We start from the raw sequence: 26,887 nt of genomic DNA, 5'->3' as shown, positions 1-26,887 counted from the left end.
ATAAAGAATTTCGTTTACTTATTGTCGGGCGCTGCGTATATTGGAGGGCATGAACAATCTCCTCCTCATCGCGGCTACCTGCCTGCTTGGCTTGCTGTCCACTACGGGCGCATCACTGCCATATCCTATCCTGCCGCCGCTGTTCGCGGCAGAAGCCCACAATAGCCTGAACAACTTCCTCGGCCTGCCGCCCAAGCTGCTGTTCGGCATCGCGCTGACGGTGAACCCGATCGGCCTGGTGATCGGCTCGGCGCTGCTCGGGCCTTTGTCCGACCGTTATGGGCGCCGCCCGATCCTGCTGGCCACTGCCCTCGGCGCAGCGGCGGGCCACGCGCTGACCGGTCTCGCGCTGGTGACGCAGTCCTTCCCGCTGTTCATCCTGGCGCGCTTCGGCACCGGCCTGCTGGAAGGGAACGGCGCGGTGGCGCGCGCCCTGGTGGCGGAAAAGCTGGAGGGCCCGCAGCGCATGCGCGCGTTGTCGCTGGTGAATGGTTCGCTGCACCTGGGCTGGCTGGTAGGCCCGGTGCTGGCCGGTTTCACGCTGGGTTTCGGCATTACGGTGCCGTTCTGGGTTGCCGTGGCAGCGCTGATGCTGGCTGCGGCGCTCGTGGCGATGACGGTGCCGCGCGCCGCCAAAGCGCCTTCCGATGGCGTCTCCTGGTGGCAGGTGGCGCGCTCGCATCACGCCATGCACCTGTTGCGCGTCCCTGAACTGCGCACGCTGTTCATCGTGCAGTTGGCGCTGACCTGCGGCATCACCGGATTCTATGAATACTACCCACTGTGGCTGGTGGAGCAAGGCGGCTACGATGCACGCGGCATTGCGACCATCAATATGGCGATGTGCGCGATCATGACGCTGGCCGCTATCATCGCTGGCCGGCCGAGCAGCATGGCACCGCTGCACCGGGCGAGCTGGCTGGCTTTCGGCCTCGCTGCTTCAGTGGCTGGTGTTGCGCTTGGCAACCTGTGGATCGGCATGGTGGCGATCTGCCTGTTCGGGCTGCCCAACGCTTTCTATAACGCGACAGTGCAATCCTGGGCGGCGGACCGCTTCGCGGCACACGGACAGGGCTCCGTCATGGGCCTGCTTTCGATGACGTTCTGCTTCGCGAATATCTTGATGGCGGCGATCGGCTCCGTGCTGACGCTGGTCGATACCCGCCTGATCCTGTTGCTCGGCGCCGTGCTGGCGGCGTGGGCAGGCTGGCGCCTGCGCGGTTGGCGTGGAGAGTTGGCGGCGGCGCCTGTGCAGCGCGGGCTGGCTGGCACTGAAGGAGCCGGCGCATGAATACCGCCGACCAGATCCTTTTCCTGCTGAAGACGCGCGGCCCGCGCACGGCGCAGCAACTGGCCGAGTTGCTCGACCTGACTTCGATGGGCACGCGCCGCCACCTGGAGGCGGCGGAGGTACGTGGTTTCGTGACGTTTGAAGATGTGGCGGAAAAAGTCGGCCGCCCGTCGCGCCGCTGGCTGTTGACCGACGCCGGCCACGCGCGCTTTCCCGACCGTCACGCCGACCTGACGCTGCAGCTGATCACGCAAGTGCGAGCCCTGTTCGGGGAAGATGGCATGGATAAGCTGATCACCGCCCGCGAACAGGCCAGTGAGGCTTTCTACCGCGAAGCGATCGGCGACGGCACGGCATTACCTGAACGCGTGCAAGCCCTGGCGCTGGCGCGCGACGTGGAGGGCTATATGGCCGAAGTCGAGCAGCAAGGCGACGGATCGCTACTGCTGGTTGAAAACCATTGCCCGATCTGCGCCGCAGCCCGCGAATGCCAGAATTTCTGCCGTTCGGAACTCGACGTTTTCCAGCGCGTGCTGGGTCCTGGATGCCAGGTGCAGCGCGAGGAGCATATCCTGGCGGGGGAGCGCCGTTGCGCCTACCGCATCAAGCCAGTGTGACAGCATTTCCAGCGCTGGTGTAGAGTAGGGGTAAACCCAACGGAGGCGCCCATGGATGACGCGATCAGGCGGCAGTTTGTCTCGGAAGTGTGGAAGCGATTTGTCGAGGTGCAGAATTGGGCCATTGCCAATTGGCCCGACAGCGAACATCCGCTCAGCACTTCCGACTTTGTCGAGGGCCGCAAGGAAATCCTCGGACTTGGCTTGCCGCCCAACCTCAGGCCGGGGCACGAGAAACCGCAGGCCGCGCCCGAGCCTGAGCAAGGCGGCCCGCAATATCAGGAAGTGACGCCGGCGCCCTGGCCCTGAGCCTGGCCATGCGTGGCGCCGAGGTAGGTGGCGTAGCTCACCACCAGGCAGGCCACCAGGCCGAGCGCCAAGTGCAGCGCACTGTCGAACAGCAGCGGCGCCACCAATCCGGACACCAGCGCGAACAGCATCATCTGCAGGAAAGACTGCATTGACGCTGCGAGCCCGCTGTTTTGCGGGAACAGGTTCATGCCGGCCAGCGTCAGCGGCGGCATCGCCAGCGCGAGCGAGAACGAGAACAGGAACAGCGGTAGTACGGCCCACGGCACGGTCGCGGCAAAGAACCAGTTGTAGCCCACGTTGAGCGCAGCGGCAATGGCCATCAGCACAAAGCTCAGGCGAATCAGCTTCGCCGGAGGCATGCGGTGCGCCAGCTTGCCGCTCATCGTTGCCCCCAGCACATGGCCACTGATCAGGGGGATGAACAGCCAGGCAAATGCAGTTTCCGGCAGCTTCAGGATATGCATGATGAAATAGGCGGCGGAGCCGATATACAGGGCAAAACCGCCAAAGGCCGCGCCGAGCGACACCGACAGCAGGAGGAACTGGCGGTGCTTCAGCACCATCCAGTAATTGCGTGCGATGGCGCCCAGGTGCAGCGGGTGGCGCTTTTCCTGCGGCAGGCTCTCCGGCAGCCAGCGCCAGACGGCAACCCACATCAAGACGCCGAAGGCGGCAAGGAACCAGAAGATCGAACGCCAGCCGAAGGAAACCTGGAGCCAGCCGCCCAGCACGGGAGCGATTGCTGGCGCCAGGCCGAACACCATCATGATGTTGCCGAGGATTTTCTGAGCTTCCATGCCCTCGAAACGGTCTTGCACGATGGCGCGGCCGATCACGGAGCCGGCGCCCGAGGCCAGCCCTTGCAGGATGCGGGCGCCAAGCAGGAAGCCGAAGGAGCCGGCCAGGGCGCCGCCCAGCGAGGCCAGGACGTACAGGACCAGCGACCACAGGATGACCGGGCGGCGGCCGAAGCTGTCCGACAGGGTGCCGTAGAACAGCATCATGAAGGCGAAGGTGAACAGGAACAGGCTCAGGGTCTGCTGGATCGCCATCGGGCTGGCGTTGAAGGTCTCAGCGATGGCCGGGAACGAGGGTAAATAGGTGTCGATCGCCAGCGGGCCGACCATGGTCAGGCCGGCCAGCAGCAGGGTAAGCAGGATATTCTTCATGTGATGCCCGAGAGTGAGCGCGCTATTTTAAGGGAATCCCGGAGTCTGTGCTTATGACTGGAAAGCATAAGCTTGTGCGAACAGCTTCTTTCGCTTTTTAATGTAAATTCGATATTCTTGTGCCTTATGGCTATCGACTCTTATGGCGCCTCAAGCGGCGCAGCGCGTTGGGACCTCGACGAGGTGGTACACCAGTTGCGCGTATCGCGCGAAGCGACCCACAATATCCGCCACCAGCGCCGCGTGCGCGAACTGCCTTCGCGCGCGGAGCTAGTGCAAATCCTCGAGGGCTTGTCGGCGGCCTTGTTCCCGACACATTACGGACGCCCGAACCTGACCGACGAAAGCATCGACTACTTCGTCGGCGATACCCTGAACACGACGCTGGACCGCTTGCACGAACAGGTGCGGCGCGGGCTTCAATTCGGCGCAGAAGTGGCGGAGACCGAGGAAGACCAGGCGCGCGCAGCCCTTGGCATCACGCGCGCCTTCGCCGCCTCGCTGCCGCAGATCCGCGCCCTGGTCGTCTCTGATGTGCAGGCTGCCTATGCCGGGGACCCGGCCGCGACCTCGATTGCGGAAATCCTCCTGTGCTATCCAGGCATGGTGGCCATCCTGCAATATCGGCTCGCGCATAGCCTGCACAAGCTCGGCGCGCCTTTCATCGCGCGCATCGTCAGCGACATCGCCCACTCGCGCACCGGGATCGATATCCACCCGGCGGCGCGGATCGGCGCCAGCTTCTTCATCGACCACGGCACGGGCGTGGTGATCGGCGAAACCACCATCATTGGCGAGCGCGTGCGCCTGTACCAGCACGTCACGCTGGGCGCCAAGCGCTTCCCGGCCGACGAATCCGGGCAGTTGATCAAAGGGACGCCGCGCCATCCAATCGTGGAAGATGATGTGGTGATCTATGCTGGCGCCACCGTGTTGGGACGGATCACCATCGGTGCCGGCTCCACTGTGGGCGGCAATGTCTGGCTGACCCAGAGCGTGCCGCCGAACAGCAATGTGTCGCAGGCGCAGATGCGCAGCGATTGTGAGGGGGATACCTCGAAAGGGTGATTGTTTTTCGCTCCAGACTGGTGCCTACTATCGAAAAAGTCGATCAGTAGCGCGCACATTATGCGTTTTACACTGATTGGTTGTCGTCGCATAATGGGCCATCATTCCCAACCTGGAGTTCTTACAATGAAAAAACTGATCGCCTTCGCCCTCGCAGCCGGCTTCTCCCTCGCCGCATCCGCGGCGCCTGAAACCTACAGCATCGATCCAATGCATTCCTTCTCCCGCTTCGAGTACAGCCACTTCGGCTATTCGACCCAGGTGAACAAATTCAATAGCACCACCGGCAAGATCCAGATCGACCGCGCCGCCAGGACCGGCTCGGTGGAAGTGACCATCGACCCGAAGTCGGTCAATACCGGCTCCGACCTGTTTAACGGACACCTGCAAGGCCCCGACTTCCTCGATTCCGCCAAGTATCCGGCCATCACCTACAAGTCGACCAAGTTCCTGTTCAACGGCGACAAGGTGGTGGGCGTGGAAGGCAACCTGACCATCAAGGGCGTGACCAAGCCGGTGAACCTGGAAGTGACCTCCTTCCAGTGCATGCCGCACCCGATGCTGAAGAAAGACGCTTGCGGCGCCAATGCGATCGCCAAGATCAAGCGCTCCGATTTCGGCGCCGGCAAATACGCCCCGCACGTTAGCGACGAGCTGACCCTCGGCTTCTCGATCGAATCGATCAAGGAATAAGTCCATGACCAGACCGTTGCTGGCCGCAGCCTTGCTGGCTGCCGGTCTGTCGCAGGCCTATGCGACAGACATGATCATCACGAACGGCAAAGTTGCCACGATGGCGCGTGAAGGCAGCTTCGCGCAGGCAGTAGCCATCAAGGGCGGCGTGATTACTGCGGTGGGCAGCAATGCCCAGGTGCTCAAGCTGAAGAAGCCTGGCACGCAAGTAATCGATGCCGGCGGCCGCACGGTCATTCCCGGTTTGAACGACTCCCACCTGCACATCATCCGGCAGGGCCTGAACTACAACGCCGAGCTGCGCTGGGACGGCGTGACTTCGCTGAAGCGCGCCATGCAGATGCTGCGCGAGCAGGCCGCCCGCACGCCGGACGGAACATGGATCAAGGTGGTGGGCGGTTTCAACGAGTTCCAGTTTGAAGAAAAGCGCCTGCCTACGATGGAAGAACTGAATGAGGCGGTGCCGGACAAGCCGGTATTCATCCTCTACCTGTACGGCCTTGGCTTCGTGAACAAGAAGGGCATTGAAGTCCTGGGCTACGACAAGGACACCAAATACAAGGACGGCGTGGTGGAGCTGGGCACTGACGGCAAGCCGACAGGCCTGCTGGTCGCCAAGCCGAACGCGATGGTGCTGTACTCCACGCTGGGCAAGACCGGCGCGCTGCCGCGCGATCAGCAGCTGAATTCCACCATCCAGTACTACCGCGAAATGAACCGCCTCGGCGTGACCAGCGCGATCGACGCTGGCGGCGGCGGGCAGGCTTATCCAGACGACTACGCGGTCAGCCTGGAACTGGCCAAGGGCGGCAAGCTGGCCGTGCGCACTTCCTACTATCTGTTCGCGCAAAAGCCGGGCAAGGAACTGGAAGACTACCAGCGCTGGCTCACGATGACCAAGCCTGACCGCAACGACCATATGTTCTACGCCAACGGCTACAACACCGAAGGGGCAGGGGAGAACCTGGTGTGGAGCGCAGCCGATTTCGAAAACTTCCTCGAGCCGCGCCCGGAAATGCCGGGCCATATGGAAAGCGAACTGGAACCGGTGCTGCGCCTGCTGGTGAAAAACCGCTGGCCGTTCCGCATCCACGCTACATACGGCGAATCGATCGAGCGTGACCTGGCCGTGATTGAAAAGGTCAACCGCGAAATGCCGTTCAACGGCTTGCGCTGGTTCTTCGACCACGCCGAGACCATCACCGATGATCAACTGGCGCGTGTGAAGAAGCTTGGCGGCGGCGTGGCCGTGCAGGATCGCATGTACTTCCAGGGCGAGCATTACGCCAAGCGCTATGGCGCGCAGGAGCGCCAGATGCCGCCGATCCGCAAGATGCTGGAGATGAAGATCCCGGTCGGCCTGGGCACGGACGGTACCCGCGTATCGAGCTACGGCCCATGGCCGACGATTTACTGGGCGGTGACCGGCAAGACCGCGGGCGGCATGCCGATGTGGCAGGCCAGGGACCGCCTGAGCCGCTATGAAGCACTGAAGCTGATGACCCAGGGCAGCGCCTGGTTCAGCGGGGAAGAAAAGCTGAAGGGCCAGATCGCCAAAGGCCAGTACGCCGACCTGGTGATCCTGCCGAAGGACTATTTCAGCATCACTGAAGCCGAGATCAAGACGCTGGAAAGCGCGCTGACCGTGGTGAACGGCCGCATCGTCCACGCCGGCGCCGACTTCGGCCAATACGCCCCCGAGTTGCCGCCCGTGCAGCCCGAATGGAGTCCAGTCAAATACTACGGCGGCTACCAGAACCACTAGTACTGACCAGCCCGTGTCACACCCTGGGGTCTGGCCCCAGGGTGTGACACGGGCTCAGCTGTAGGTGTTGCGGGTGGGCCATTGACTTATTGGCGGCATGGTCAATACTTCCTTGACCGCCCACCCCGCCCGAAGGTGTTCCTATGGATCTGCTGCAATACCTGCCACGCGTCGATCTGGCGCGCAGTGAAATCGTCGACCGTGGCATCGAGGTGCAAGCGAGCTTCAGCACCGTGTGCGCAGTGGAGTATATGAAGTCCCATAACATCGCTCCCCACATCATCCGCCGTGTCTTGCTGCAACCGGCCCAGCGGCGCTCGGCAGCCCGGGTTATGCACAAGAATTAACGAAAAGTAACGCGCGACTTTAATTAGTTAAAGAACGCATGTGAGAATTGGTGAGATTTTAAGTCCTTGATTTTTAAGGTGCTTTTTTCTGCACATTGAACAGGCAGTTTGTTGAAAATGGCGTCGTTGAGGGCTGTTTGCCTTGTCAAGACCCCTTTATCAACAAAGATATCCACAAACAATGTGGATAATTGGAAAAGCCCTTTTCAATCCGCGACTTACCGCGTTTTACCGGGAATTCGGCGGGAGATGGCGCTAAAATAACTACTGTACGTGCATACAGTGCTTATTTCAGGATGCGTCCCGAAGCCTTGAAACTGCCCGGCTCGGTGCCCGGCTGGACCTGGATATCCACAGTGGAGGCCGGCTGGCCGATGACCAGGTGCCCCGACCATGCTTCGCCGTTCTGCAGGCCCTGCAAGATCGCCGCAAATTGCTCGCGGTGCTGGTTGTATTTTGCTAGTTGCGACTGCAGGACTTGCAGGTCCGCATAGTTGCGCAGCGAGGAAATCACGGTGGTGAACAGCTTGCGCGTCGTGAGGTCGGTCTTGCACCAGAAATCGTTGATGTCGTAATCGAGGATGATGCTGTGTTCGAGCGCCTGGCCGGGCTGGCCGGTGCGCAGCACAATGCGCACCAGTTCATTCTTAAGCTCGGAGCGGATCTGGTTGGCCACGCGCAGGCCGGCATCGCTGGTTTCCATGATCACGTCCAGCAGCACCAGCGCCACGTCGGGGTTGTTGCGCAGGGTGGTCAGGGCTTCTTCGCCGGAATAGGCGTGCAGGAAGCTGAGGCGGCGTCCCATGAAGCATGCATTGCTGAGTGAAAACTTGGTGACGACGTGGACGTCGACGTCGTCGTCGACGATCAGTACCCGCCATGGAGCGGGATTGGCGCCTGGAGCCTGCTCGGCGGAACTGGCTTGCGCCTCGTCGTCGATCATCCATCCTTCGCTTGAATCGTCGTCAGGAACTTTCACGTCCATGCATTTTCCTTTGTCGGTTGTGGACACACTATTCCGCGCCAGAACTTTTGTCAAAATATTTTCCGAAGGCTCAGTGAGTTGCAAAATGGCACGCACTCTACCGTGCTAAGTCATTGATTCTATTCAGACTAATCGATTGCCAAAGAATTGGGCAATTTGTTGAAAGCCGCGCCGTTAAAGGCGGAACGGGCTGTCAAGACCCGCTTCTCCACACGTTTATCCACAGCAGAAGTGGATAACTGGAATTTCGTCTTTAAAAACTTCGCATTACGGCAATTTTATCATCCGGACTATGAAGCCGCTGCCTTGAGACGGTTCAATTCGTCGAGAAATCGCTCGCAGGCCAGCCCGGGCGGCCAGGGTTCCCAGGCCGGTTCGCCATACAAGGCCTGCAATGGATCGTCATGCAGGGGCACGGCGTGGATCTTCAAAGTGCGGCGCACCTCTTCATTGCTCCAGCCCACCACGTGCACCGCTTCGCTGGCCGCGGCCAGCCGGTCGGCGCGCTTGTGGACCTGGTATTCCTTCGGCGTCCAGGCCGGCAAGCCATAGCGCAGGAATACCGCTTGTTCCAGCCGCTGGCTCAATTCGCGGAAGCTGTCGCCGAGGAAGGGTTTGAGCACGGAGATGCAATCGAACCCCAGCAAGCCTTCTTCGGCGTCGTGCAGCAGCTCGCGTAGCGAGCGCAGCGGGTCGAGCGGGGCGGGCGACCACAGGCGGCGCAATTGCAGCACCGTGATCGAATGCTGGGCGACGGAGAGGGGCAAGGGCCAGGCCGAGTGGCCGCCCCAGCGATAGGTGCGTGCCAGGCCCAGTGCGAGGTCGGCGTCATCCCAATCGAAGGGCGTGGGGTCCAGCAAGTCCAGCCGGCGGCCGGATGGCATGCGCACCCAGGCGCGTTGAGTCGTCATGCCGCTATCGTATCGTCGCGACGCAGGTCGGTGCAAGCTTGCAGGATAAGTGTTTCAAGTTCGGGCAACAGTGCGGCGGCCGACTGCAGGTCGCCGGCGGCGCTGGCCTTTTCCATTTGATGGCACAGGGTATGCAGTTCGGGGGCGCTCAGGTAGCCGCAGCTGCCTTTCAGAGCGTGGAAGGCGCTGGTGGCGCCTTCGCCATCGCCGTTCTGCAGGGCCAGGCGGCCTTCGTCCATGCGGCGTGGCGCTTCCTCAAGGAAGGCCTGGGCGATGCGCTGCTGGTGGCGTGTTGTCATGCCGCTGAGGGGCAGGATATGGATCGCCGGGCTGGCCGGCTCCACGCCGAACATGTCGTCCAGTTCCGCCAGCGTGGGCGCGGTGCGCGGCAGGCTGCGGCCGCGATTGAGCAATTGCGTGATGGTCTTTTCAAGCTGGTCGAACAGCAGGCGTTCATCCACCGGCTTGCTGAGGAAAGCGTCCATGCCGGCCGACAGGTAGCGTGCACGATCGAGTTCGTTGGCGTTGGCGGTAAGGGCGATGATCGGTATCAGCGGATCGCGCGACGGGTAATCCTGGCTGCCGCCCCGGCGCACCAGGCGGGCCGCCTGCTCGCCATCCATTTGCGGCATGCGGCCATCCATCAGCACCACGTCGAAATCGCGTTCGTGCAGCGCGCGCAGCGCTTCCAGGCCGTTTTCCACGACGGTCGCTTCATGGCCCATGCCTTCCAGCAGGGTGCTGATGATGATCTGGTTGGTGCGCACGTCTTCGGCGCACAGCACGCGCAAGCGGTAGGCGTGGCGCAGGTTGGCCGGGATCTTGACCGGGTCCTGCTCCAGCGGCCCGCCCAGTGCCAGCGGCAGCGAGAAGCGCAGCGTGGTGCCCTTGCCGAGGCGGGTATCGGCTTCGATCTGGCCGCCCATCAGGCCGACCAGCTCCTTGCAGATGGCCAGGCCAAGGCCGGGACCGTCGGCCTGGCGGGTGGAAGAGAGGTCGGCGGGCTCGAATTTGCGGAACAGGCGCGGCAGCATTTCCAGTGGAATGCCCGGGCCCGTGTCGCTGATGCTGAAGCTGACACGGGCCAGCCCGTCAGCCGTTTCGCCGGAAGCGCGCAGCCGCACTTCGCCGCGTTCGGTGAACTTGATGGCATTGCCCAGCAGGTTGAGCAGGATCTGGCGGATGCGGTTGGGGTCGCCCTGCACATGGCGCGGCAGGCCCGGCGCCAGTTCGCAGCGCAGCAGCAGGGCCTTGGCGTCGGCCTGCGGGCGCAGGATGGTGATGGCTTCGTCAATGATGTCGATCAGGTCCAGGTCCTGGGTGTTGATCGACAGGCGGCCGGCGTCGATGCGGGAGAAATCGAGCAGGTCGTTCAGGATCGCCAGCAGGGCTTCGCTGTTTTTCAGGCCGATGCGCAGGTATTCCCCGGTACGGTCGGCGATGGTGCGGTCGCGCAGGGCAAATTTCAGCATGCCGATCACGCCGGCCAGCGGGGTGCGGATGTCGTGGCTCATGGCCGCCAGGAAGTCGATGCGGTGGCGGCCCAGCTTTTCATTTTGAATCTGCGTTTGCCTCAGCGCGGCCTCCCGCGCCTGTAATTGCTTCTTTAGGCTGCGGTTCTCCCATATCAGCAGGATAAACGCCGCCAACCCCAGGATTAATAAGAGGGGCGCAAGCAGTTCAATAAACGATGCAAACGAAGAAAACAAAATATTAATGATCTCCTCAATAGCAATTATTGTAATGGACAAATAATCATGGCGCGATACTGAATTGTTATGCCCCGCTGCACTCGTGTATGATCCCGGCTATGTTAATTTCTCCTGAACAAGGGCTGGCCTTCCTGGCCGCCGCCATGCTCATTACCGTATCGCCAGGTCCGGACAACCTGATGGTATTAAGTATGGGCATGTCCCGTGGACGCAAGCAGGGCGTGGTATTCGGCCTCGGTTGCGCCCTGGGCTGCCTCAGTCATACGCTGCTGGCCGCACTGGGCGTGGGTGCGCTGATTGCCGCATCGCCTGCAGCATTCACCGCGCTCAAGGTTGCGGGGGGACTCTACCTGATCTGGATGGGATATGGCGCACTGCGCAGCAAGGGCGGCGCGCAAGTGGGCCAGGCGGCCCTGCCGGAGGAGTCCTTGGGCAAGCTGTTTGCCAAAGGCTTGTTCGCAAATGCGATCAATCCGAAGGTGGTGCTGTTCTTCCTGTCCTTCCTGCCGCAGTTCGTGGTGGCAGGGCGCGGCGATGCCAGCTGGCAGACCGCGCAACTGGGCCTGGTCTTCACGCTGCAAGCCTGCCTGCTGTTTGGGGCGCTGGGCTACTTCTCGGGCGCCGTGGGCAAATGGATCAACCGCAATCCGCGCGCCGGCCTGTGGCTGGACCGCGGGGCCGGTGCGATCTTCGTCGGCCTGGGCTTGCGCCTTATCGTCGCGCGCTGATCGCGAACCTCAGTTCCAGTTCGTCTTTCACCGATAGTGCGCCGCCGAAAACGGCAAATGGCGTAATGCCGAAATCGGTCTGCTTGACGGTGAAGGCGCCGCTGGCCTGCAGGACTGCACCATCCTCGCGCAACTGCAGCGGCACCTGGTATGCGCGCGTCACGCCATGCAGCGTGATTTCCGCGCGCAGCTTGTCTTTCGTTCCCGGTTCGAAGGCGGCCCGCACCAGCACCCATGGATAGGCTTCTGCTTGCAAGACCTTGCTGAACATATTCCTCCGCGTGCCGTCAATTGCGTCGGCCGAAGGCTGGGTCTCGAGCCCGGCTTCCTTGCGTAGCGCTGCCTCGTCGACCGTCAACTGGTCCAGGCGGAAGCGTAATTCAGTGCGGCCCTGTTCGACGTCCACGAAACCTTCAATCTGGCGCGTGGCAACGACGTGGTCGTGGCCCATGCGAGCCAGCGGTCCGCCACGGCGAACCGTCATGGCGATCAGCGATTCGCCCGCCATGATCCGGTGCGCCGAGCGGCTGGCCTGGAGCGCCGGGGCCGCGCTTGCCGGTGCGGCGGCAGGGGGCGCTGGAGGCTGGGTGCCACAGGCGGAAATGGCCAAAAGCGCCGCTAAAAGCGCGCTTCGAAAAGTCCATTTGCAAATTTTTTTTCGCATTGTGACTATTGGAGAGTTTCTATTATAAAAAGTGTACTATCTTAAACGAAGTCGTGATGTTTTCGTTTTCGAGAATATCCCCTTGCACTTTCAAATCTCTCCCGATTTGAATCCCTTTACCCGCGCAAATGACGCGGGTATTTTTTTGCCCGGGATTATTGGCTACCTTAATGAACTCCTAAGCCTTAGGCGGCGGAAAGCTGGCAAAGTACGTCCATAGCGTACAGCATCCCTGTACGCCGGGTTGCCGGATTCCTCAATCCGGCACGGTTTCTTCTATCCCCGCGCCCTAAAAAGCGTTTTTCACCGGCCCCCTCCAAATGGCCGGTTTTTTTTTGCCCATCTGTAAACGGTATCGCTTGCCTAGATATCGATAACATAATTTTAAGGCAAGCTGCAGGGGTGCGTGCTATATTGGCCTGATATCGATAACACGAGAGGAGACGCTCGGGTTTCGGTATGTCCCTTCGACATTGGTTAATAAGGATAATCATGCATAACCATTCACTAAAGGGCGGGGTCATGGCCGGGTTCAGGGTATTGGCCGTGGCGGCAGCGATCGCCGCTTCATTTCAGCCCGCTTACGCAGTCGACTATGTAGCAACACCTGTCTTGCAACCCGTTGTTAGCGCTACCGGGATCAAGCATCCGGCGCTCGGCATCACGCTGGAGCAGCTCGAGTACGCACGCGCCCAGGTGCGCGCCGACGTCGAGCCGTACAAGACTTACTACAACACCCTGGCTACGGTCTGCTGCAATTACGCGAACATCAACCTGCTGCCGACCAATCGCGATTCGACCAAGATCGATACGCCCAACACGCCCAACTTCAACGGCAATACGGCCCAGGTGCGGCTGATCAACGATTCGCAGGGCGCGCTGACGCAGGCCATCCTGTATTACATCACTGGCCGCAACGAGTACCGCCGCAATGCCATGCGCATTCTGCGCACCTGGAGCAATATGAACAAGGATGGCTATGCCTACTATCCGGATGCGCATATCCACACCGGCGTGCCGCTGTTCCGCATGCTGGCTGCCGCCGAGATCATGCGCTACACGCCGGGCGATCCGAGCTACACCGCCTACCCGCTGGTCTGGACCGACACCGACACCCAGAAGCTGAAGGACAACCTGGTCGACCCGATGGAGCGCACCTTCTTCGCCAGCAACGAGCGCTTCATGAACCAGCATGTGTATTCGATCGTGGGGCGCATGTCGGGGGCGATCTTTACCGACAACCGCGCGCGCTATGACGAAACCGTGGAATGGATGACGGTCAACTCCACCTCGACGCGGCAGGACATCAATGGCGCCATCCTGCCCCTGATCCCCCTGATCGAGGCGGACAGCCCTTACAACAAGTACGGCTATCCCTTCTACCAGATCCAGGAAATGCAGCGCGACCAGGCCCACGGCGGGGACAATGTCGACAACCTGACCGGCCTGCTGCGCCTGGTCACGGCCCAGGGCACCAAAGTGGACCCGTTCACCGGCAAGCCTTCCACCTCGGGCGACGCGGTGAGCGTCTACAAGTTCGGCGGCAACCGCGTGCTGATGGGCGCCAATGCCTACGCCCAGTTCATGCTTGGCTATGCCGCGCCGTGGGCCGATACCTCGGGCGGCACCTCTTCCCAATCGGAAGCCTATCGCGGCCGCCTGTACGAAGTGGGCGGCATCCCCGAGCTGTATAACGTGTACAAGTACGAAGAGGGCGTGGACGTCGATGTCGAAGCGCCTTTCCTGGCAGCCGCCAACGCGCATTCGAACGAGTTCGTGACCCGCTGGGGCCCCGGCGCGCCGGCCAACAAGGACATGGGTGCGGAAGCCTTCCTGTCGCTGCCCAAGGCATTGACCGGGGCGGCCCTGCCGCCTAACACAGGCATGCTGGAGACCGAACGCAAATCAATCTACCTGAAGGGCGACTGGAGCAAGGTGACGGAGGGCGACCGCACCTTCGGCCGTGCCAACGTCACTCCGGCCGGCGCCACCGTGGTGTTCACCGACGTGCAGTACGCCGACCGCGCCAAGTACGCGCCGGCCGGCATCATGATCCGCACCAATGCGGTGACCAAGCTTGCCGCTAGCGCCACCGAAAGCGCCAGCCCATGGTGCGAAATGACGGTGCCCGACACGCAAGGCCAGTGGCGCTATATCGTGCCTGACACGTCGTGGGCGGCCACGCCGGGCAAGCGCCAGGGCGACAATATCATGTACTTCAAATTCACCGGCGCCGAAGGGGCAACGGTGGACGTGGACTTCGTGAACATGGCCGCGCCGACCCAACTGACCCCGCCGCGCTTTGCCATGCCGGTGTTCCCGGCCACGGAGCTGGTGGTGCAGGGCGTGCCTTACCAGGCGACCTACACGGCCACCGATGCCCAGGCCGGCGATACAGTGGTGTACAAGGCGATCAGCATCCCGGATGGCGCCACGCTCGATACCCCGACCGGTGCCTTCAATTGGACGCCGGCTGCGGCGCAAAGCGGATTGCATGACATCGTGATCAGCGCCACCGACGGCATTTCCATCAGCACCATGACCGCGCGCCTGAGCGTGCAGCCGGACCGCGCCAGTGCCTTTGCGGCGGCGCAGGGCGGCTATGACCCTGCCAGCGTTTACACCACGCCGTCGCTGGCGACCTTCCAGCAGGAGATTGCCCCGCTGCGCGAGCAGATGATGACGGTGTCCGATGCCGATTTTCCGGCCCTGCTGAAATCCGTGCAGGCGGTGGTGGCCAAGCTCGAGCTGCTGAACCCGCGCGTTGCGCTGGACGGCAGCCTCGATTGGAGCAAGCACATGGTGACCACCACCACGCTCGACGTAAACCGTGTCGGCCTGCTGGTGGACGGCGACTATAACAGCACGTCGGGCGACTTGCGCAATGTCGTGACCATCGACTTCGGCGCCGACTATCGCGTGTCCGTCGACGCCTTCGGCATCCAGGCCCGCTTCATGTTCGCCAACCGTTCACAGGGCATCAATATCTACGGCTCGAACGACAATTCGAACTGGACCTTGCTGACCAGCCGCGAAACCACCGATACCAGCAACCGCAACTTCGAGCTGGAGACGATTCCTGTGCTGCCAGGCCTGTCGGAACAACGCTATCGCTACTTCATGGTGCGGGTCGACCATCCGGGCCCGCCGACCGATCCTGCCTATCCGGGCATTTCCTCCTATAGCGAATTGCGCTTCCATGGCGACCGCTACGACCTGCTGACGCCAGTGGACGTCACGCCGATCGTCAAGATCCAGCAATCGGGCCTGAACATGAACCGCTTCACGCAGAAGTACACCGGCAACGTGACCATCGTCAACGCTACGGAGCATACCGTCAGCGGGCCGCTGCAATTCCGGCTGTACGGGCTGACGCCGGGCGTGACGCTGGATAACGCGACCGGCATCAAGGATGGCGTGCCCTACATCACGCTGCCGACCCTTGACCTGGCGCCGGGCCAGAGCGTGACCGTGACGACGACCTTCAGCAATCCGGCCAAGGCTGCCATCGCCTATACCCGTCAACTTTTCAGCGTCAAGTATTGAGGACACCATCATGAGTAAACTGCAAACTATGCTGGCGCGGCTGCTGGTGGCCGCCATGCTGGCCTGTGGTGCGGGCCAGGCTGCCGCCGGGCCCTTGTACAAGGTAAGCGTCGACACCGCCTCGCTGGGCACCGGCCCGGCATTCCTCGGCCTGTATTTCATCGGCCTGGCCGATGCGACGCCGGCCACCGCGCTTGTCACCAACCTGGCAGGCGAGCTGCTTGGCACGCCGGACGTGAGCGGGACTGTGTCCGGCGCCGCGCCTGGCCCGCTTGCATTCAGCAATGCCGATGGCGGCAGCGACTGGGTGCAGGCGGTGACGCTGGGCGGCGTGTTCTCCTTCGACGTCAACCTGCTGGTGGGCCAGGGCGATGCCGGTTCGACCTTCGGCTGGGCGCTGTTCAACGACACCAGCTATCTGGGCGCCGACGGCGACCTCGGTACGGTCTCGGTGCAGCCTGTCCTGGGCGGCAACCCGCAGTTCGTCCTGGCCAGCGCCAGTCCGCTGGTTGACGTGCAGGTGGTTGCGGAACCTGGCACCGCCTGGCTGCTATTGCTGGCAGGCCTGCCCCTGCTGGCATTCACCCGCCGCCGCGCCTGACGCGGCTGGCCCCGGCGTGGGGGCGGAAAAGCAGCTATGATGCAGCGATTCCGTGAAAGGAGCCGCGATGATCGACCTGTACACCGCCGCCACGCCGAATGGCCACAAGATTTCCATTGCGCTGGAAGAGCTGGCGCTGCCTTACGAAATGCATGTGCTCGACCTGGGCAAGAACGAGCAGAAGGAGCCGTGGTTTACGGCCATCAATCCGAACGGGCGCATTCCCGCGATCGTCGACCGCGGCAACGATGGCTTCGCGGTGTTCGAATCGGGCGCGATCCTGGTCTACCTGGCCGAGAAGACCGGCCGCCTGATGCCGCAGGACGCCAAGGGCCGCTCCCTGGTGCTGCAATGGCTGATGTTCCAGATGGGCGGCATCGGCCCGATGATGGGCCAGGCCAATGTCTTCTACCGCTACTTCCCCGACAAGATCCAGCCTGCCATCGACCGTTACCAGGGCGAGTGCCGGCGCCTGTTCCGTGTGCTGGACGGCCAACTGGCGCAGCATGAATTCCTGGCCGGCGACTATTCGATCGCCGATATCGCCAACTGGGCCTGGGTGCGCACCCATCGCTGGTCCGGGGTGGAGACCGAAGGCCTGCCGCACCTGCAGCGCTGGATTCGCCAGGTCCGCGCCCGTCCTGCCGTATTGCGCGGCATCGAGCGGCCGCCGAGCAATGTGTTGGATCGCGCCGACAGTCAGGAGAAAGTAGAGCAATTTGCGGCCGAGGCGCGCAAAATGCTGGAAACCGGCCAGTCGCGCTGATCACAACACCAAGGAGACCCAATGAAGCTGTACACCGCCCCGCGCGCCCCGAATCCGCGCCGCGTCGCCATGTTCATGGCCGAGAAGGGCATCGCGCTTGAATTGCAGGCGGTCGACCTGGGCAGGGGCGAACATCGCAGCGAAGCTTACCTGGCGGTGAATCCGTTCGGCCGCGTGCCGGCGCTCGAACTGGACGATGGCCGCATCCTGTGCGAAACGCGCGCCATCTGCACCTATCTGGAAGGCCTGCACCCGGCGCCGAACCTGATGGGCGAGGGCGCCGAGGAGCGTGCCTTCATCGAAATGGCCGATCGCCGCATGGAGCTGCACCTGTTTGCCATTGCGGCCAACAGCATCCGCCACTCCCATCCCGGCTTTGCGCCGATCGAGAATCCGCAGTTCGCCGACTTCGGCGCTTCGCAAGGCGAGAAGTTCCGCGAGAACGCGAAATGGCTGGATGGCGTGCTGGCCGCGCAGCCTTTCGTGGCGGGGCCGCGCTTCACCATTGCCGACATTACCGGCTTTTGCGCCATCGAGTTTGCGCGCGGGCTGATGAAATTTCGTCCCTCCGACCACGGGCTGCAGCACTTGCAGGCATGGCGCGACCGCATTGCCGACCGTCCAAGCGCCACAGCAGGGGCCTGAACGATGAAAATGGCGCAGCGCCGGCGCTGGCTGGGCTGCATGCCGGCCGCCATCGCTGCAATGGCGGCGGCTTCCTGGCCGTTGCGCACCCTTGCCAGGCCCCGGCCCCTGCGCGCGGTGGCCCTGGCCATTCCACCTTTCGCCGTACTCGACGCAAGCGGCCGCAAGAGCGGCCTGTTCGTGGAAGCACTTGAGCTGATCGCCCGCGAGTCGCAGCGCCAGGTCGAGATCACCCTTGCCCCCTACGCGCGCGCCATCGCCATGCTGCGCTCGGGCGAGGCGGACCTGATGATCGCCACCTCCAACTCGGCAATCGCGGAAGCGGCCGAACCCATGGGCATGTTGTGGACGACGGAAGTCATCGCCATCGGGCGGGCGGGCCTCAAGCTCGACGGCCTGCAAGACCTGCGGGGCCGCACGGTGGGCATGTTGCGCGGCTCGGATTATGGTGCTGCCTTCCTGGACGACCGGGAATACCGCAAGCATGAAATCACCGACCAGTTGCAAGGCATACGCATGCTGCAGGAGGGGCGGCTCGATGCCTCGGTCGGCACGCGCCTGGCGGTATTCCACGCCATGCGCTTGCTGGGCGTGCCGCGCGCGCGCCTGGGCGGGGTGCTGGCGGTGCAGTCGCGCGAGATCCACCTGCACCTGAGCCGCCATAACGCCGACGAGGACCTGGCGACGGAACTGCGCCGCGCCGTGCATGCATTGCGCAGCAGCGGCAAGGCTGATGGGCTGCTGGCTAGGTACCTGGCCGGACTGCCGCCTGCCTGAATTTCCCTATGATCCCGCTGGGGAAGAAGTAGATGGCGAGGATGAACAGGATGCCGAGCCAGAGCAGCCAGCGGTCCGGGTGCAGGGCGGCCGCCAGCACCGGCACGCCGGCCATCGCGCCTGCCGCTTGCGCCATCAGGGACTTCAGGTAATTGTTCGCCAGGATGAACAGGACGGCCCCGATCACGGAACCGTACATGGTGCCCATGCCACCGATGACGACAATCAGCAGGATGTCGGTCATGACCTCAAAGCCCAGCGTGGTCTTGGGGCCGACATAGCGCGCCCACAACGCCATCAGGGCGCCGGCCAGCGCGGCGGCAACGGCGCCGATGCAATTGGCTGCGATGCGATAGACCACGGTGCGGTAGCCCAGGGCCTCGGCGCGGAACTCGTTTTCGCGGATCGCCTGCAGCACGCGCCCGAAAGGCGAGTTCACAATGCGCAGCAGCGCCAGGAAGATCAGCACCGTGCAGGAAAACACGATGTAGTAGGTGAGCACCTTGCCGTCCACGATGCGGCCCATGAATTCGCCGAATTCGTTGGCGGGAGACAGCAGGTCTGGCACGTCGAAAGTCTTGCCGTCCTCGCCGCCGGTCCAGGCCGACATTTGCGATGCCAGCACCGCGAACGAAGACGCGACCGCCAGCGTAATCATGGCATAGAAGATGGCGCGCACGCGCAGCGCAAAAAGCCCGATGACGAAGGCCAGGACCAGCGTCAACGCCAGCGCCGCCGCCAGGCCCAGTGTCATGTCGCCCCAGGCGGGTGTTGGACTGTCGAAGCCGAGGCCGACACCGTAGGCGCCGATGCCGAAGAACATCGTATGGGCGAAGGACACGATGCCCGTGTAGCCGATCAACAGGTCATACGAGGCGACCAGGACGATGTAGATGCAGATGGTGGCGGCGGTGTTGAGCGGCCGGGCCCCGCTGGTGATGAAGGGCGCCAGCGCGAGTCCCAGCACGACCACAAGCAGCAGGACGGACAGGGCGCGGCTGCGCGGCAGGTCGCCGGAAAGAAGGGTGTTCAGCATGTCATTTCCTCGACAGGCCGGCTGGCCGCCAGAGCAGGATGGCGATCATCAGCACGATATGGGACACGAGCGCCAGCTTCGGCGCCAGGAAGCCGGCGTAATTGGCCGTCAGTGCCATCAGCAGCGCGCCGATGAAGCAGCCGCTCACCGAGCCGAGGCCGCCGATGATGATCGTGATGAAGACCATGACCATCACCTCGCCGCCCATGGAAGCGGTCAGTGTTTCCTTGTACAGGCCCCACATCACGCCGCCCAGGCCCGCCAGCGCGGAGCCGGCCGCGAATACCGCCACGAAAAGGCGCCGGATGCGGTAGCCAAGTGCTTCGACCATCTCGCCATTTTCCACGCCGGCACGGATCAGCAAGCCGAGCTTTGTACGGTTCAGCACCAGGGTGAGCGCGATGAACACCAGCATGCCCACCGCCACCGCCAGCAAGCGGTACTTTTCGATGGCGGCGTCGCCCAGCACGAGGGCGCCGCGCAGGGCGGTTGGCAGCGGCATCGGCTTGTGGTCGGCGCCCCAGAGCACGTGGATCAACTGCTCGACCACGATCATGCCGCCCATCGTGATCAGGATCTGCTTCAGGTGCTGGCCGTAGACAGGCATGATGATGAGGCGTTCGAAAGCCCAGCCCAGTGCTGCCGTCACGGCCATCGCCATGACGATCGCCAGGCCGAGCGCGGCCAGGTTCATGCCCAGCGAATCGGCCTCCATCCAGCCCTGCATCGGCACCAGCACCAGCGTGGCGGCGAAGGCGCCGACGGAGACGAAGGCGCCGTGGCCGAAATTGAGCACGTCCATCAGGCCGAACACCAGAGTCAGGCCGCTGGACATGATGAAGAGCATCATCCCCATTGCCAGACCGGCCACGGTCAGCGTGAGCCAGGTCGGCATGCTGCCCACCAGCGGCAGCATGGCCAGCATCAGGGCCGGCACCAGCAGCATTGGTATATAGTCGCGCGGAACGGATGGCATTGGCGTGCGGCTCCTTATTGGTGTGAATCGAGGGCCAGGCCGAGCAGGCGCTCTTGCAAGGCGCGGTCGGCGGCCAGTTCGGCCATGGCGCCGCTGTGCACGATGCGGCCGTCGTCCATCACGGCCACGGTGTCGCCGAGCTGGCGCACGAAGTTGAAGTTCTGCTCCACCAGCAGCACCGTGGACTGGCCCTTGAGCTGGCGGATCGCGTCGGCCAGGTTCTGGATGATGGCCGGCGCCAGGCCCTTGGTCGGCTCGTCGATCAGCAGCAGCTCGCGCGGTTCGATGATGGCGCGTGCAATGGCCACCATCTGCTTCTGGCCGCCGGACAGCTTGCCGGCCGGGTAATGCCAGAATTTTTCCAGCGCCGGGAAGAAGGAGAAGATCCACTGCAGCCGCGCCGTATCCATCGAGCCGCTGCGCGCCGCAAGGTAGAGGTTTTCGCGCACGGTCAGGTCGCTGAACACGGCCATCGACTCCGGCACATAGGCGATGCCCGCCTGTGCGATATCGGGCGTGCGCAGCTTGCCGATGTCGCGGCCGTTGAATTCGATCTGGCCGGCGCTGGCCTGCCACAGTCCCATGATGGTGCGCAGCGTGGTGGTCTTGCCGGCGCCGTTGCGGCCCAGCAGGACCGCCAGGCCGCCGCGCGGCACGGCCAGGTCGACGCCTTGCAGGATGTGGTATTCGCCGATGTGCGTGTGCACGCCGGACAGTTTGAGCAAGGCCTCATTCATGGCTTGCGGTCCCCAGGTAAGCTTCCTGCACGATGGCGGACGACATGACGGCAGCGGGCTCGCCGTCCGCCACCAGGGCGCCGTTGTGCAACACGATGATGCGGTCGGCCAGGGCTCGCACCACGTCCATCTTGTGTTCCACCAGCAGCACGGCCTTGTTGCGCTGCGCCTTGACCTGGTGGATCAGGTCCAGCACCACCGGCACTTCGTCCACGCTCATGCCGGCGGTCGGTTCGTCGAACATCATCACTTCCGGCTCCAGCGCGAGCATGATGGCCACTTCCAGCTTGCGCTTGTCGCCGTGCGACAGCGCGGCTACCGGCGTATCGCGCCGCGCCGCCAGCGCCACGCGACCCAGGTAATGGTCGGCGCGATCGATCAGTTCCTTGTGGCTGGACCAGATCGACCACAGCTTCATGCCGGCATTGGCGCGCGACTGCACCGCCAGCCTCACGTTCTCGTGCACCGGCAGGTGAGGGAACAGGTTGGTGAGCTGGAAGGCGCGGCCGATGCCCTTGCGGGTGCGTGCGGCCGGACCGCTGCGCGTGATGTCTTCGCCCCGTAGCAGCACCTGGCCGCCGGTTGCCGGCAACTGGCCCGACATGAGGTTGAAATAGGTGGTCTTGCCGGCGCCATTCGGGCCGACGATCACGGTCAGCTGGCCCGCATGGAAGTCGGCACTGACGTTGTCGACGGCCGTGTGGCCGCCGAAGCGGATCGTCAGGCCGCGTGTTGACAGCAGTGGAGTCATCGTTTCAGCGCCGCTTGTTCTTGATCGGGACCGGCAATTCGGAAGCCGGAATCTCACGCACCAGTTCCAGCAAATCCCATTCGTCCTTCTGGTCTTTCTTGATGCGGAAGTGGTACATCGCTTGCATGGCTTGGTGGTCGTCCTTGCGGAAACTCATTTTTCCCTTCGGCGTATCGAACTCCATGCCTTCCATGGCGGCAATCATCTTTTGCGTGTCGCCGCCGCCCGTTTTGGCCAGGGCGGTGTAGACGGCGCTGGCTGCCGTGAAGCCGCCCGCCGTGAACATGTCCGGCGGTTTCCCGTGCCGCTTCCGGTGCTCGGCCACGAACCAGTCGTTCATCCTGTTCTTCGGGAAGGCGTAGTAGTAATAGATCGTGCCTTCGGTGCCGGCGAACGATTTCCACGTCTTCAGCACCGGCAGGATGTTGCCGCCGGGAGCCAGCGTGATACCGTAGCGTTCCGGCTTCATGTCGGCGATCTTGTTCATCGGATTCGGGCCGGCCCAGATGATCTGCAATACCCGCGGCTGCGGCGCATCCTTCAGCTTGTCGAACAGGCGCTGGGCCGGGGCGGTGAAGTCGGTCGCGTTCTGCGCCGCGAATTCCTCGTGCACGATGTGGGCTTTGGAGCCGGTCAGCCTGAGGGCCTCGCGCGCGGCCGCCACGGCGTCCTTTCCGAAGGCATAGTCCTGGGCCAGGAAAGCCACGCTGCCTTGCTTGAAGGTGGTGGCGGCAGCCAGGCCGTCCTGCATGGAATTGCGCGCAGTGCGGAAGATGTACTTGTTCCATTTGGCGCCGGTGATCGCGTCGGCCACGGCCGGCTCCACGACCAAGACCTTCTTGTATTCCGCCGCGATGGGCAGCATGGCGATGGCGGACCCGGAGGAACTGGTGCCTACCGCGATGTCGACCTTGTCGTCGCCATAGGCCTCGGCCAGCAGGGTGCGACCCAGGTCCGGCTTGCTCTGGTCGTCCTTGACAAAGACCTTCAGCTTGCGGCCGTTGATTTCCATCCTGCCGCCGGTCAGGTATTCAAGTCCCATCATGAAGCCGGTCTCGGTCTCCCTGGCGTAGGGCTCCAGGATGCCGGTTTTGCCGGCGATGAGGGCGACCTTCAGTTCCTGGGCGCCGGCCAGGAGCGGCGCCAATGCAAGCAACAGGGCAATCAGCTTTGTCATCGATCAGTCCACACTGGCGAGGAAGTTGCGCAGCGCCTCTTGCGCGGCGGGCTCGGACAGCATCGGCGCGTGGCCGACGTCGGGCACCTCAGCATACATCATGCGCGGTGCTGCAGCACGCATGGCGTTGGCCTGGGCCGGCTCGATCAGGTCGGAAAGGGCGCCGCGTATCAGCATGGTGGGACGGCGCCGGGCCAGCCGGCGGAAGGCAAAGTGCGCGGCCATCGAGGTCGAGCGCAGCTTGTTGGCGCGGATCGGCACGGCGATGTTCGGGTCGTAGCGCATGGCCAGGGTGCCGTTGCCTTCTTCACGGAAGGCCCGGCGCGCCCAGCGCTCCCACTCCTGCGCCGTGTTGCCGGGGAAGGCGACCGCGTTGATGCCGCCGATGTAGTCCGCCGCCTGCTGCCAGCTCGTGAACTGTTCGCCCTTGCCGGTATAGCCGCGGATGCGCGACAGGCCGCGTTCCGACAGGGTCGGGCCGACGTCGTTCAGGACCGCCGCCGCGATCAGCGCCGACTTGCGCAAGGCCAGGGTCATGGTGATCAGCCCCCCCATCGATGTGCCGATGAAGACGGCGCGCTCGATGCCCAGGTCGTGCGCCAGCTTGACGACGTCGTTGGCGTACACCATGGGCGTGTAACGGTCGGGCTGGGAGTCGTATTCGGAATTGCCGCGGCCGCGCACATCGACGGCGATCACGCGCCGGCCCTGGGCCGCAATCCATGGCGCGACGTCTTCAAAGTCGGCCGAATTGCGCGTCAGGCCGTGGATGCAGATCACGGGCAGGCGCGCGGGGCCGCTGGCGGCAGGGTAGTCGCGCGCATACAGGCGCAGGCCATCGTCGCTGGTGTAGCTGATCTCGGAATACATGGTCCTCGTGGGCAGCGTTGCAGGAGCGTGCAGTGTGCAAGAAATGCATCGGCGCGGGAACCGGAGGCCGCGCCCACTGTGTGTGCAATTTTGCACAGCAACACTACAGCGAGGGAAAATGATGCACAATGGGCCGCATGAAAACCCTGCCCGAATGGACTGACCTGCGCTTCTTCCTTGAGCTGGCGCGCTCCGGCACCTTGTCCGGCGCCTCGCGCCGGCTGGAAGTGGAGCACACCACCGTCTCGCGCCGCATCGACCGCCTGGAGCAGCAACTGGGCGCCACCCTGTTCGATCGCTCGCGCGAGGGCTATGAACTGACCGAAATGGGCCACGCGGTGCTGCCCCATGCGGAAGCGATGGAAAGCGCAGTGCTGGCCGCGCAAGGCCAGTTGTCCGGCACCGAAGTCGCGATTCGCGGCGTGGTGCGCCTTGGGGTGCCCGAAGCGCTCGGGGTGCGCTTCATCACGCCGCTGCTGGCGCAATTCCTGCAGGATTATCCCGAGCTGTCGGTCGATCTGCTGGTCCAGCCGCGCTTTGCCAACCTGGCCAGCCGCGAAGCCGACCTGGGCGTGACGCTCGACGCGCCCAACACCGGCCGCTACATGGTGACGCGCCTGGCGTCCTTCCGGCTGTACGTGCACGGTTCGCCTGACTACCTGGCCCGCCACCCGCCGATCCAGAAACGCAGCGACCTGGCCGGCCATGACTTTGTCGACTACGTGCAGGACCGCCTGGCCAGCAACGAGCTGAACTTCCTTGATGAACTGGGCGTCAACCCGCGCCGCCGCCTGTGCTGCACGGGCATGCTGGCCCAGGCCGAAGCTGCCGCCGCCGGCCTGGGCCTGATGATGGCGCCGCCTTACATGGCAACGGACGGCCGCCTGGTGCCGGTGTTGCAGGACGAGGTATTCGTCGAGCGCGCCTACTGGCTGGTGGCGCCCGTCGACTTGTACCGGCTGCCGCGCGTCAGGGCGGTCTGGAACTTGCTCCGCTCGTTTGCCGAATCGCGCGCCAGCCTTTTCATCTCGAACAAATAGGGCAGCTCACCCGAAATCTCGATCCGGTGCAAGTCTGGATCGGCCCGGTCCGGCAGCGGCGCCCGTTGCGCCAGCGCCTGCAGAATGGGCGCCGGGTCGTAGCTCCAGTCCACCATGTAGCGGCAAGGGTCGCCTTCGCGCACCTTCATCAGCGCCAGTTCGAACTGGGACACCGAGACCACCAGCGGGTCTTCATGCCCGGCCAGGAAGCCAAGGAAGGCCAGCGGCTGGTACTCGCGGAACGGCGAGATGTTCTCCTGCCGGATGAAGGCTTGCAGCGCTTCCTCCAGCAAGCCGGCCTGGCGCAGCAATTCGACGGTCAGCACGCAGCTGCGTTCGAGCACGTAGATGCGCCACAGCAGCACATTGCCGCGCGCTTCCTGCAGGTCGGGGGAATCGGCAACCCGGCGGAAATAGGGCGCGTCGCCGGGCCCGGGCTGGTAAGTGGCGCGCATCAGGCCAAGCAGGATGCGCTGGTGGCTGGCCAGGTCCATGTCTACCTCCATTTTCGTTGCCGCATTTGCTGCAGGGTGTTGGCGATGGCTGCGTTGCCCAGGCCGGGCACCGCCTCCGGCATGAATTCGTACACGATCACTTCCGCCTCGGTCGCGACCTGCTGCAGCACTTGCTGCGCCAGGTCCATGGTGCAGGGGCGCGGCAGGCGCGAATGCACGTCCAGCATCAGGCCGTTGTGCTTGACGCCGCAGGCCACGTGCACTTCCTTCACGTGGCGGCCATCGAGTTCGGCGAGGAAGGCCTGTATGTCGAGCGCATGGTTATGTTCATCGCATTCCAGGTTGTACACGTCCAGCACCAGGCCGCAGCCGCTGTCGCGCGCCACCGCGTTCAGGAAACCGGCGTCGCTGTAGTCGGCCGGGCAGTCCGGCACCACGTGCACGATGTTCTCCAGCAGGAAGGGCAAGCCGTAGCGCTGCTGCAGGCACCAGGCCCGCTGCGCCACCAGCTCCGCTGCCTGCTCAGTGCGCGGCATGGCCAGCATGATGCCGAGATGTTCGCCGTCGACCCGCGTAAAGCCAAGGTGCTCGCTGTGCCAGCGCACCCGCACCTGGTCCATCAGTTCGTCGAGCAGGTGCAGGTAGGTCGGCGACCAGCCATCGTGCGAGCCGATGGACAGGCTGACGCCATGCACCACGATGGTTTTTTCGCGGTCGATGTTTTTCAGTTCGGCCAGGATGCCCTTGTCCAGCGAGATCCGCTCGCCATCGGCCACCGACATGGTTTCCGGCGTGACTTCGATGATGTCCACGTGCGGCAGCATCATCTCCAGCAACGCCGGATCGCGCCCCTCATAGCTGACGCCCACGCCCAGGGCAGGGCGCGGGTCGTGCGCAGGCAATTCAGCCGCGGAGTTCATGTTCCAGCACCGCGCCTTCGATGTGCGGCACCTCGCGCAGCACGCGGCCGATCGACGGGTCGCCGCGCAGGAAAGTCAGGTCGAAGCCGGTCAGGCCGCAGTTGCAGCCGCCTTTCGGCACCATCTGGGACACGGCGATATCGAGCGCCTTGTGCAATTCTTCCAGGGTGACCTTGCCTTCGCTGACGACGATTTTGATATGGTTTTTCTTGGAATTGGTGTGGCGCAGTTCTTCCATGACGATCTCCAGGCGGTCCGGTATTGAAGAGGGGCGGGCCCTTCGGACCAGGCTATGGACCGCGCCCCGTGCTTTCCATGGGAGTCACTT

28 protein-coding genes are annotated in these 26,887 nt (G+C 63.4%); 14 read left to right on the top strand and 14 right to left on the bottom strand.

Translation table 11 applies throughout. The annotated features are described in order from the left end of the window. The first annotated feature begins 49 nt into the window (after positions 1 to 49). From ACN9M3_RS19410 to ACN9M3_RS19400, 3 genes are read left to right on the top strand one after another with little or no spacing between them, the layout of a single operon-like run. Positions 50 to 1,291: an MFS transporter gene (locus tag ACN9M3_RS19410; RefSeq protein WP_426318348.1), complete on the top strand. Its 1,242-nt coding sequence runs from the start codon at positions 50 to 52 to the stop codon at positions 1,289 to 1,291. Then, positions 1,288 to 1,908, top strand: a complete 621-nt coding sequence (locus tag ACN9M3_RS19405; RefSeq protein ID WP_426318347.1) for a helix-turn-helix transcriptional regulator — start codon at positions 1,288 to 1,290, stop codon at positions 1,906 to 1,908. Before ACN9M3_RS19410 ends, ACN9M3_RS19405 begins: the two co-directional genes overlap by 4 nt. A 51-nt stretch (positions 1,909 to 1,959) precedes the next feature. After that, the gene (locus ACN9M3_RS19400; protein WP_426162155.1) at positions 1,960 to 2,217 is read left to right on the top strand and encodes a hypothetical protein; all 258 of its coding nucleotides are present in this window, start codon (positions 1,960 to 1,962) and stop codon (positions 2,215 to 2,217) included. On the opposite strand, the gene ACN9M3_RS19395 is transcribed toward ACN9M3_RS19400, so the two are convergent. Continuing rightward, the gene (locus ACN9M3_RS19395; RefSeq protein WP_426162154.1) at positions 2,187 to 3,389 is read right to left on the bottom strand and encodes a multidrug effflux MFS transporter; all 1,203 of its coding nucleotides are present in this window, start codon (positions 3,387 to 3,389) and stop codon (positions 2,187 to 2,189) included. The two genes, ACN9M3_RS19400 and ACN9M3_RS19395, sit on opposite strands and share 31 nt — an antisense overlap. 126 nt (positions 3,390 to 3,515) lie before the next feature. Between ACN9M3_RS19395 and epsC the strand changes: the two genes are divergently transcribed. The 4 genes from epsC to ACN9M3_RS19375 all read left to right on the top strand — a co-directional run bounded on the left by epsC (position 3,516) and on the right by ACN9M3_RS19375 (position 7,262). Next, positions 3,516 to 4,457 carry a serine O-acetyltransferase EpsC gene (gene epsC, locus ACN9M3_RS19390; RefSeq protein ID WP_426318346.1) on the top strand — a complete coding sequence of 314 codons (942 nt, stop codon included), beginning with the start codon at positions 3,516 to 3,518 and terminating at the stop codon, positions 4,455 to 4,457. Positions 4,458 to 4,583: 126 nt separating this feature from the next. Then, positions 4,584 to 5,150: a YceI family protein gene (locus tag ACN9M3_RS19385; protein ID WP_426162151.1), complete on the top strand. Its 567-nt coding sequence runs from the start codon at positions 4,584 to 4,586 to the stop codon at positions 5,148 to 5,150. A 4-nt stretch (positions 5,151 to 5,154) separates the two neighbouring features. After that, entirely contained in the window at positions 5,155 to 6,915 is a 1,761-nt protein-coding gene (locus ACN9M3_RS19380; protein WP_426318345.1) for an amidohydrolase, read from the top strand. Between the two features lie 143 nt (positions 6,916 to 7,058). Next, a complete protein-coding gene (locus ACN9M3_RS19375) occupies positions 7,059 to 7,262 on the top strand; it encodes a hypothetical protein (protein WP_426318344.1) in 204 nt (67 codons plus the stop codon). 286 nt (positions 7,263 to 7,548) lie between these two features. On the opposite strand, the gene ACN9M3_RS19370 is transcribed toward ACN9M3_RS19375, so the two are convergent. The 3 genes from ACN9M3_RS19370 to ACN9M3_RS19360 all read right to left on the bottom strand — a co-directional run bounded on the left by ACN9M3_RS19370 (position 7,549) and on the right by ACN9M3_RS19360 (position 10,807). Further along, entirely contained in the window at positions 7,549 to 8,247 is a 699-nt protein-coding gene (locus ACN9M3_RS19370) for a hypothetical protein (RefSeq protein ID WP_426318343.1), read from the bottom strand. Positions 8,248 to 8,537: 290 nt separating this feature from the next. Then, positions 8,538 to 9,158 carry a phosphohydrolase gene (locus ACN9M3_RS19365; RefSeq protein WP_426162146.1) on the bottom strand — a complete coding sequence of 207 codons (621 nt, stop codon included), beginning with the start codon at positions 9,156 to 9,158 and terminating at the stop codon, positions 8,538 to 8,540. Beyond that, positions 9,155 to 10,807: an ATP-binding protein gene (locus tag ACN9M3_RS19360; protein ID WP_426323799.1), complete on the bottom strand. Its 1,653-nt coding sequence runs from the start codon at positions 10,805 to 10,807 to the stop codon at positions 9,155 to 9,157. Before ACN9M3_RS19360 ends, ACN9M3_RS19365 begins: the two co-directional genes overlap by 4 nt. Before the next feature lie 161 nt (positions 10,808 to 10,968). Between ACN9M3_RS19360 and ACN9M3_RS19355 the strand changes: the two genes are divergently transcribed. Further along, positions 10,969 to 11,598: a LysE family translocator gene (locus ACN9M3_RS19355; RefSeq protein WP_426162143.1), complete on the top strand. Its 630-nt coding sequence runs from the start codon at positions 10,969 to 10,971 to the stop codon at positions 11,596 to 11,598. Here ACN9M3_RS19355 and ACN9M3_RS19350 read toward each other — a convergent pair. After that, on the bottom strand, positions 11,582 to 12,208 hold the full coding sequence (locus ACN9M3_RS19350) for a YceI family protein (RefSeq protein WP_426318342.1): 627 nt from the start codon (positions 12,206 to 12,208) through the stop codon (positions 11,582 to 11,584). The genes ACN9M3_RS19355 and ACN9M3_RS19350 overlap by 17 nt on opposite strands. A 546-nt stretch (positions 12,209 to 12,754) precedes the next feature. Here ACN9M3_RS19350 and ACN9M3_RS19345 point away from each other — a divergent pair. The 5 genes from ACN9M3_RS19345 to ACN9M3_RS19325 all read left to right on the top strand — a co-directional run bounded on the left by ACN9M3_RS19345 (position 12,755) and on the right by ACN9M3_RS19325 (position 18,597). Further along, on the top strand, positions 12,755 to 15,808 hold the full coding sequence (locus ACN9M3_RS19345) for a putative Ig domain-containing protein (RefSeq protein ID WP_426318341.1): 3,054 nt from the start codon (positions 12,755 to 12,757) through the stop codon (positions 15,806 to 15,808). A 10-nt stretch (positions 15,809 to 15,818) separates the two neighbouring features. Then, complete coding sequence (locus ACN9M3_RS19340; protein ID WP_426318340.1) at positions 15,819 to 16,409, top strand: NF038129 family PEP-CTERM protein; 591 nt, start codon at positions 15,819 to 15,821, stop codon at positions 16,407 to 16,409. A gap of 67 nt (positions 16,410 to 16,476) precedes the next feature. Then, positions 16,477 to 17,175: a glutathione S-transferase family protein gene (locus ACN9M3_RS19335; RefSeq protein ID WP_426162139.1), complete on the top strand. Its 699-nt coding sequence runs from the start codon at positions 16,477 to 16,479 to the stop codon at positions 17,173 to 17,175. Between the two features lie 21 nt (positions 17,176 to 17,196). Further along, the gene (locus ACN9M3_RS19330; RefSeq protein ID WP_426162138.1) at positions 17,197 to 17,820 is read left to right on the top strand and encodes a glutathione S-transferase family protein; all 624 of its coding nucleotides are present in this window, start codon (positions 17,197 to 17,199) and stop codon (positions 17,818 to 17,820) included. Positions 17,821 to 17,823: 3 nt separating this feature from the next. Further along, the gene (locus ACN9M3_RS19325) at positions 17,824 to 18,597 is read left to right on the top strand and encodes a substrate-binding periplasmic protein (protein WP_426162137.1); all 774 of its coding nucleotides are present in this window, start codon (positions 17,824 to 17,826) and stop codon (positions 18,595 to 18,597) included. Here the strand turns inward: ACN9M3_RS19325 and ACN9M3_RS19320 are convergent. The 6 genes from ACN9M3_RS19320 to ACN9M3_RS19295 are packed head-to-tail and all read right to left on the bottom strand — an operon-like array spanning position 18,566 to position 24,144. Further along, entirely contained in the window at positions 18,566 to 19,633 is a 1,068-nt protein-coding gene (locus tag ACN9M3_RS19320; protein WP_426318339.1) for a branched-chain amino acid ABC transporter permease, read from the bottom strand. The two genes, ACN9M3_RS19325 and ACN9M3_RS19320, sit on opposite strands and share 32 nt — an antisense overlap. Position 19,634: 1 nt before the next feature. Beyond that, complete coding sequence (locus ACN9M3_RS19315) at positions 19,635 to 20,609, bottom strand: branched-chain amino acid ABC transporter permease (RefSeq protein ID WP_426318338.1); 975 nt, start codon at positions 20,607 to 20,609, stop codon at positions 19,635 to 19,637. A 14-nt stretch (positions 20,610 to 20,623) separates the two neighbouring features. Next, entirely contained in the window at positions 20,624 to 21,346 is a 723-nt protein-coding gene (locus ACN9M3_RS19310; protein WP_426318337.1) for an ABC transporter ATP-binding protein, read from the bottom strand. Then, positions 21,339 to 22,088: an ABC transporter ATP-binding protein gene (locus tag ACN9M3_RS19305; RefSeq protein ID WP_426323797.1), complete on the bottom strand. Its 750-nt coding sequence runs from the start codon at positions 22,086 to 22,088 to the stop codon at positions 21,339 to 21,341. Before ACN9M3_RS19305 ends, ACN9M3_RS19310 begins: the two co-directional genes overlap by 8 nt. Positions 22,089 to 22,101: 13 nt before the next feature. Further along, positions 22,102 to 23,274 (bottom strand): substrate-binding domain-containing protein, encoded by a 1,173-nt coding sequence (locus ACN9M3_RS19300; RefSeq protein WP_426162131.1) that lies wholly within the window; start codon positions 23,272 to 23,274, stop codon positions 22,102 to 22,104. Between the two features lie 3 nt (positions 23,275 to 23,277). After that, complete coding sequence (locus ACN9M3_RS19295; protein WP_426162130.1) at positions 23,278 to 24,144, bottom strand: alpha/beta fold hydrolase; 867 nt, start codon at positions 24,142 to 24,144, stop codon at positions 23,278 to 23,280. A 128-nt stretch (positions 24,145 to 24,272) separates the two neighbouring features. Here ACN9M3_RS19295 and ACN9M3_RS19290 point away from each other — a divergent pair, with 128 nt between their 5' ends. Further along, the gene (locus ACN9M3_RS19290; RefSeq protein WP_426162129.1) at positions 24,273 to 25,184 is read left to right on the top strand and encodes a LysR family transcriptional regulator; all 912 of its coding nucleotides are present in this window, start codon (positions 24,273 to 24,275) and stop codon (positions 25,182 to 25,184) included. Here ACN9M3_RS19290 and ACN9M3_RS19285 read toward each other — a convergent pair. From ACN9M3_RS19285 to ACN9M3_RS19275, 3 genes are read right to left on the bottom strand one after another with little or no spacing between them, the layout of a single operon-like run. Next, a complete protein-coding gene (locus ACN9M3_RS19285) occupies positions 25,070 to 25,690 on the bottom strand; it encodes a hypothetical protein (protein WP_426318336.1) in 621 nt (206 codons plus the stop codon). The genes ACN9M3_RS19290 and ACN9M3_RS19285 overlap by 115 nt on opposite strands. Then, positions 25,681 to 26,559 (bottom strand): DUF692 domain-containing protein, encoded by an 879-nt coding sequence (locus ACN9M3_RS19280; protein WP_426162126.1) that lies wholly within the window; start codon positions 26,557 to 26,559, stop codon positions 25,681 to 25,683. Before ACN9M3_RS19280 ends, ACN9M3_RS19285 begins: the two co-directional genes overlap by 10 nt. Further along, positions 26,543 to 26,797 carry a hypothetical protein gene (locus ACN9M3_RS19275; protein ID WP_426162125.1) on the bottom strand — a complete coding sequence of 85 codons (255 nt, stop codon included), beginning with the start codon at positions 26,795 to 26,797 and terminating at the stop codon, positions 26,543 to 26,545. The genes ACN9M3_RS19280 and ACN9M3_RS19275 overlap by 17 nt, the downstream gene beginning before the upstream one ends. Positions 26,798 to 26,887: the final 90 nt, after the last annotated feature.

The sequence above is a fragment of the Pseudoduganella sp. R-43 genome, from assembly GCF_049913255.1.
GTDB lineage: Bacteria > Pseudomonadota > Gammaproteobacteria > Burkholderiales > Burkholderiaceae_D > Rugamonas.
The sequence above is the reverse complement of the archived record's forward strand: the minus strand, read 5'-3'. Positions and strand labels throughout refer to the sequence as shown.

Excerpts from the sequence above, each read along its gene's own strand:
- ACN9M3_RS19410 (WP_426318348.1), top strand. The coding sequence starts at position 50 with ATGAACAATCTCCTCCTCATCGCGGCTACCTGCCTGCTTGGCTTGCTG.
- ACN9M3_RS19335 (WP_426162139.1), top strand. The coding sequence starts at position 16,477 with ATGATCGACCTGTACACCGCCGCCACGCCGAATGGCCACAAGATTTCC.
- ACN9M3_RS19295 (WP_426162130.1), bottom strand. The coding sequence starts at position 24,144 with ATGTATTCCGAGATCAGCTACACCAGCGACGATGGCCTGCGCCTGTAT.
- ACN9M3_RS19310 (WP_426318337.1), bottom strand. The coding sequence starts at position 21,346 with ATGAATGAGGCCTTGCTCAAACTGTCCGGCGTGCACACGCACATCGGC.
- ACN9M3_RS19300 (WP_426162131.1), bottom strand. The coding sequence starts at position 23,274 with ATGACAAAGCTGATTGCCCTGTTGCTTGCATTGGCGCCGCTCCTGGCC.
- ACN9M3_RS19370 (WP_426318343.1), bottom strand. The coding sequence starts at position 8,247 with ATGGACGTGAAAGTTCCTGACGACGATTCAAGCGAAGGATGGATGATC.
- ACN9M3_RS19385 (WP_426162151.1), top strand. The coding sequence starts at position 4,584 with ATGAAAAAACTGATCGCCTTCGCCCTCGCAGCCGGCTTCTCCCTCGCC.
- ACN9M3_RS19365 (WP_426162146.1), bottom strand. The coding sequence starts at position 9,158 with ATGACGACTCAACGCGCCTGGGTGCGCATGCCATCCGGCCGCCGGCTG.
- ACN9M3_RS19325 (WP_426162137.1), top strand. The coding sequence starts at position 17,824 with ATGAAAATGGCGCAGCGCCGGCGCTGGCTGGGCTGCATGCCGGCCGCC.
- ACN9M3_RS19355 (WP_426162143.1), top strand. The coding sequence starts at position 10,969 with ATGTTAATTTCTCCTGAACAAGGGCTGGCCTTCCTGGCCGCCGCCATG.
- ACN9M3_RS19340 (WP_426318340.1), top strand. The coding sequence starts at position 15,819 with ATGAGTAAACTGCAAACTATGCTGGCGCGGCTGCTGGTGGCCGCCATG.
- ACN9M3_RS19345 (WP_426318341.1), top strand. The coding sequence starts at position 12,755 with ATGCATAACCATTCACTAAAGGGCGGGGTCATGGCCGGGTTCAGGGTA.
- ACN9M3_RS19315 (WP_426318338.1), bottom strand. The coding sequence starts at position 20,609 with ATGCCATCCGTTCCGCGCGACTATATACCAATGCTGCTGGTGCCGGCC.
- ACN9M3_RS19405 (WP_426318347.1), top strand. The coding sequence starts at position 1,288 with ATGAATACCGCCGACCAGATCCTTTTCCTGCTGAAGACGCGCGGCCCG.
- ACN9M3_RS19280 (WP_426162126.1), bottom strand. The coding sequence starts at position 26,559 with ATGAACTCCGCGGCTGAATTGCCTGCGCACGACCCGCGCCCTGCCCTG.
- ACN9M3_RS19395 (WP_426162154.1), bottom strand. The coding sequence starts at position 3,389 with ATGAAGAATATCCTGCTTACCCTGCTGCTGGCCGGCCTGACCATGGTC.
- ACN9M3_RS19400 (WP_426162155.1), top strand. The coding sequence starts at position 1,960 with ATGGATGACGCGATCAGGCGGCAGTTTGTCTCGGAAGTGTGGAAGCGA.
- ACN9M3_RS19285 (WP_426318336.1), bottom strand. The coding sequence starts at position 25,690 with ATGGAGGTAGACATGGACCTGGCCAGCCACCAGCGCATCCTGCTTGGC.
- ACN9M3_RS19380 (WP_426318345.1), top strand. The coding sequence starts at position 5,155 with ATGACCAGACCGTTGCTGGCCGCAGCCTTGCTGGCTGCCGGTCTGTCG.
- ACN9M3_RS19290 (WP_426162129.1), top strand. The coding sequence starts at position 24,273 with ATGGGCCGCATGAAAACCCTGCCCGAATGGACTGACCTGCGCTTCTTC.
- epsC (WP_426318346.1), top strand. The coding sequence starts at position 3,516 with ATGGCTATCGACTCTTATGGCGCCTCAAGCGGCGCAGCGCGTTGGGAC.
- ACN9M3_RS19320 (WP_426318339.1), bottom strand. The coding sequence starts at position 19,633 with ATGCTGAACACCCTTCTTTCCGGCGACCTGCCGCGCAGCCGCGCCCTG.
- ACN9M3_RS19275 (WP_426162125.1), bottom strand. The coding sequence starts at position 26,797 with ATGGAAGAACTGCGCCACACCAATTCCAAGAAAAACCATATCAAAATC.
- ACN9M3_RS19330 (WP_426162138.1), top strand. The coding sequence starts at position 17,197 with ATGAAGCTGTACACCGCCCCGCGCGCCCCGAATCCGCGCCGCGTCGCC.
- ACN9M3_RS19375 (WP_426318344.1), top strand. The coding sequence starts at position 7,059 with ATGGATCTGCTGCAATACCTGCCACGCGTCGATCTGGCGCGCAGTGAA.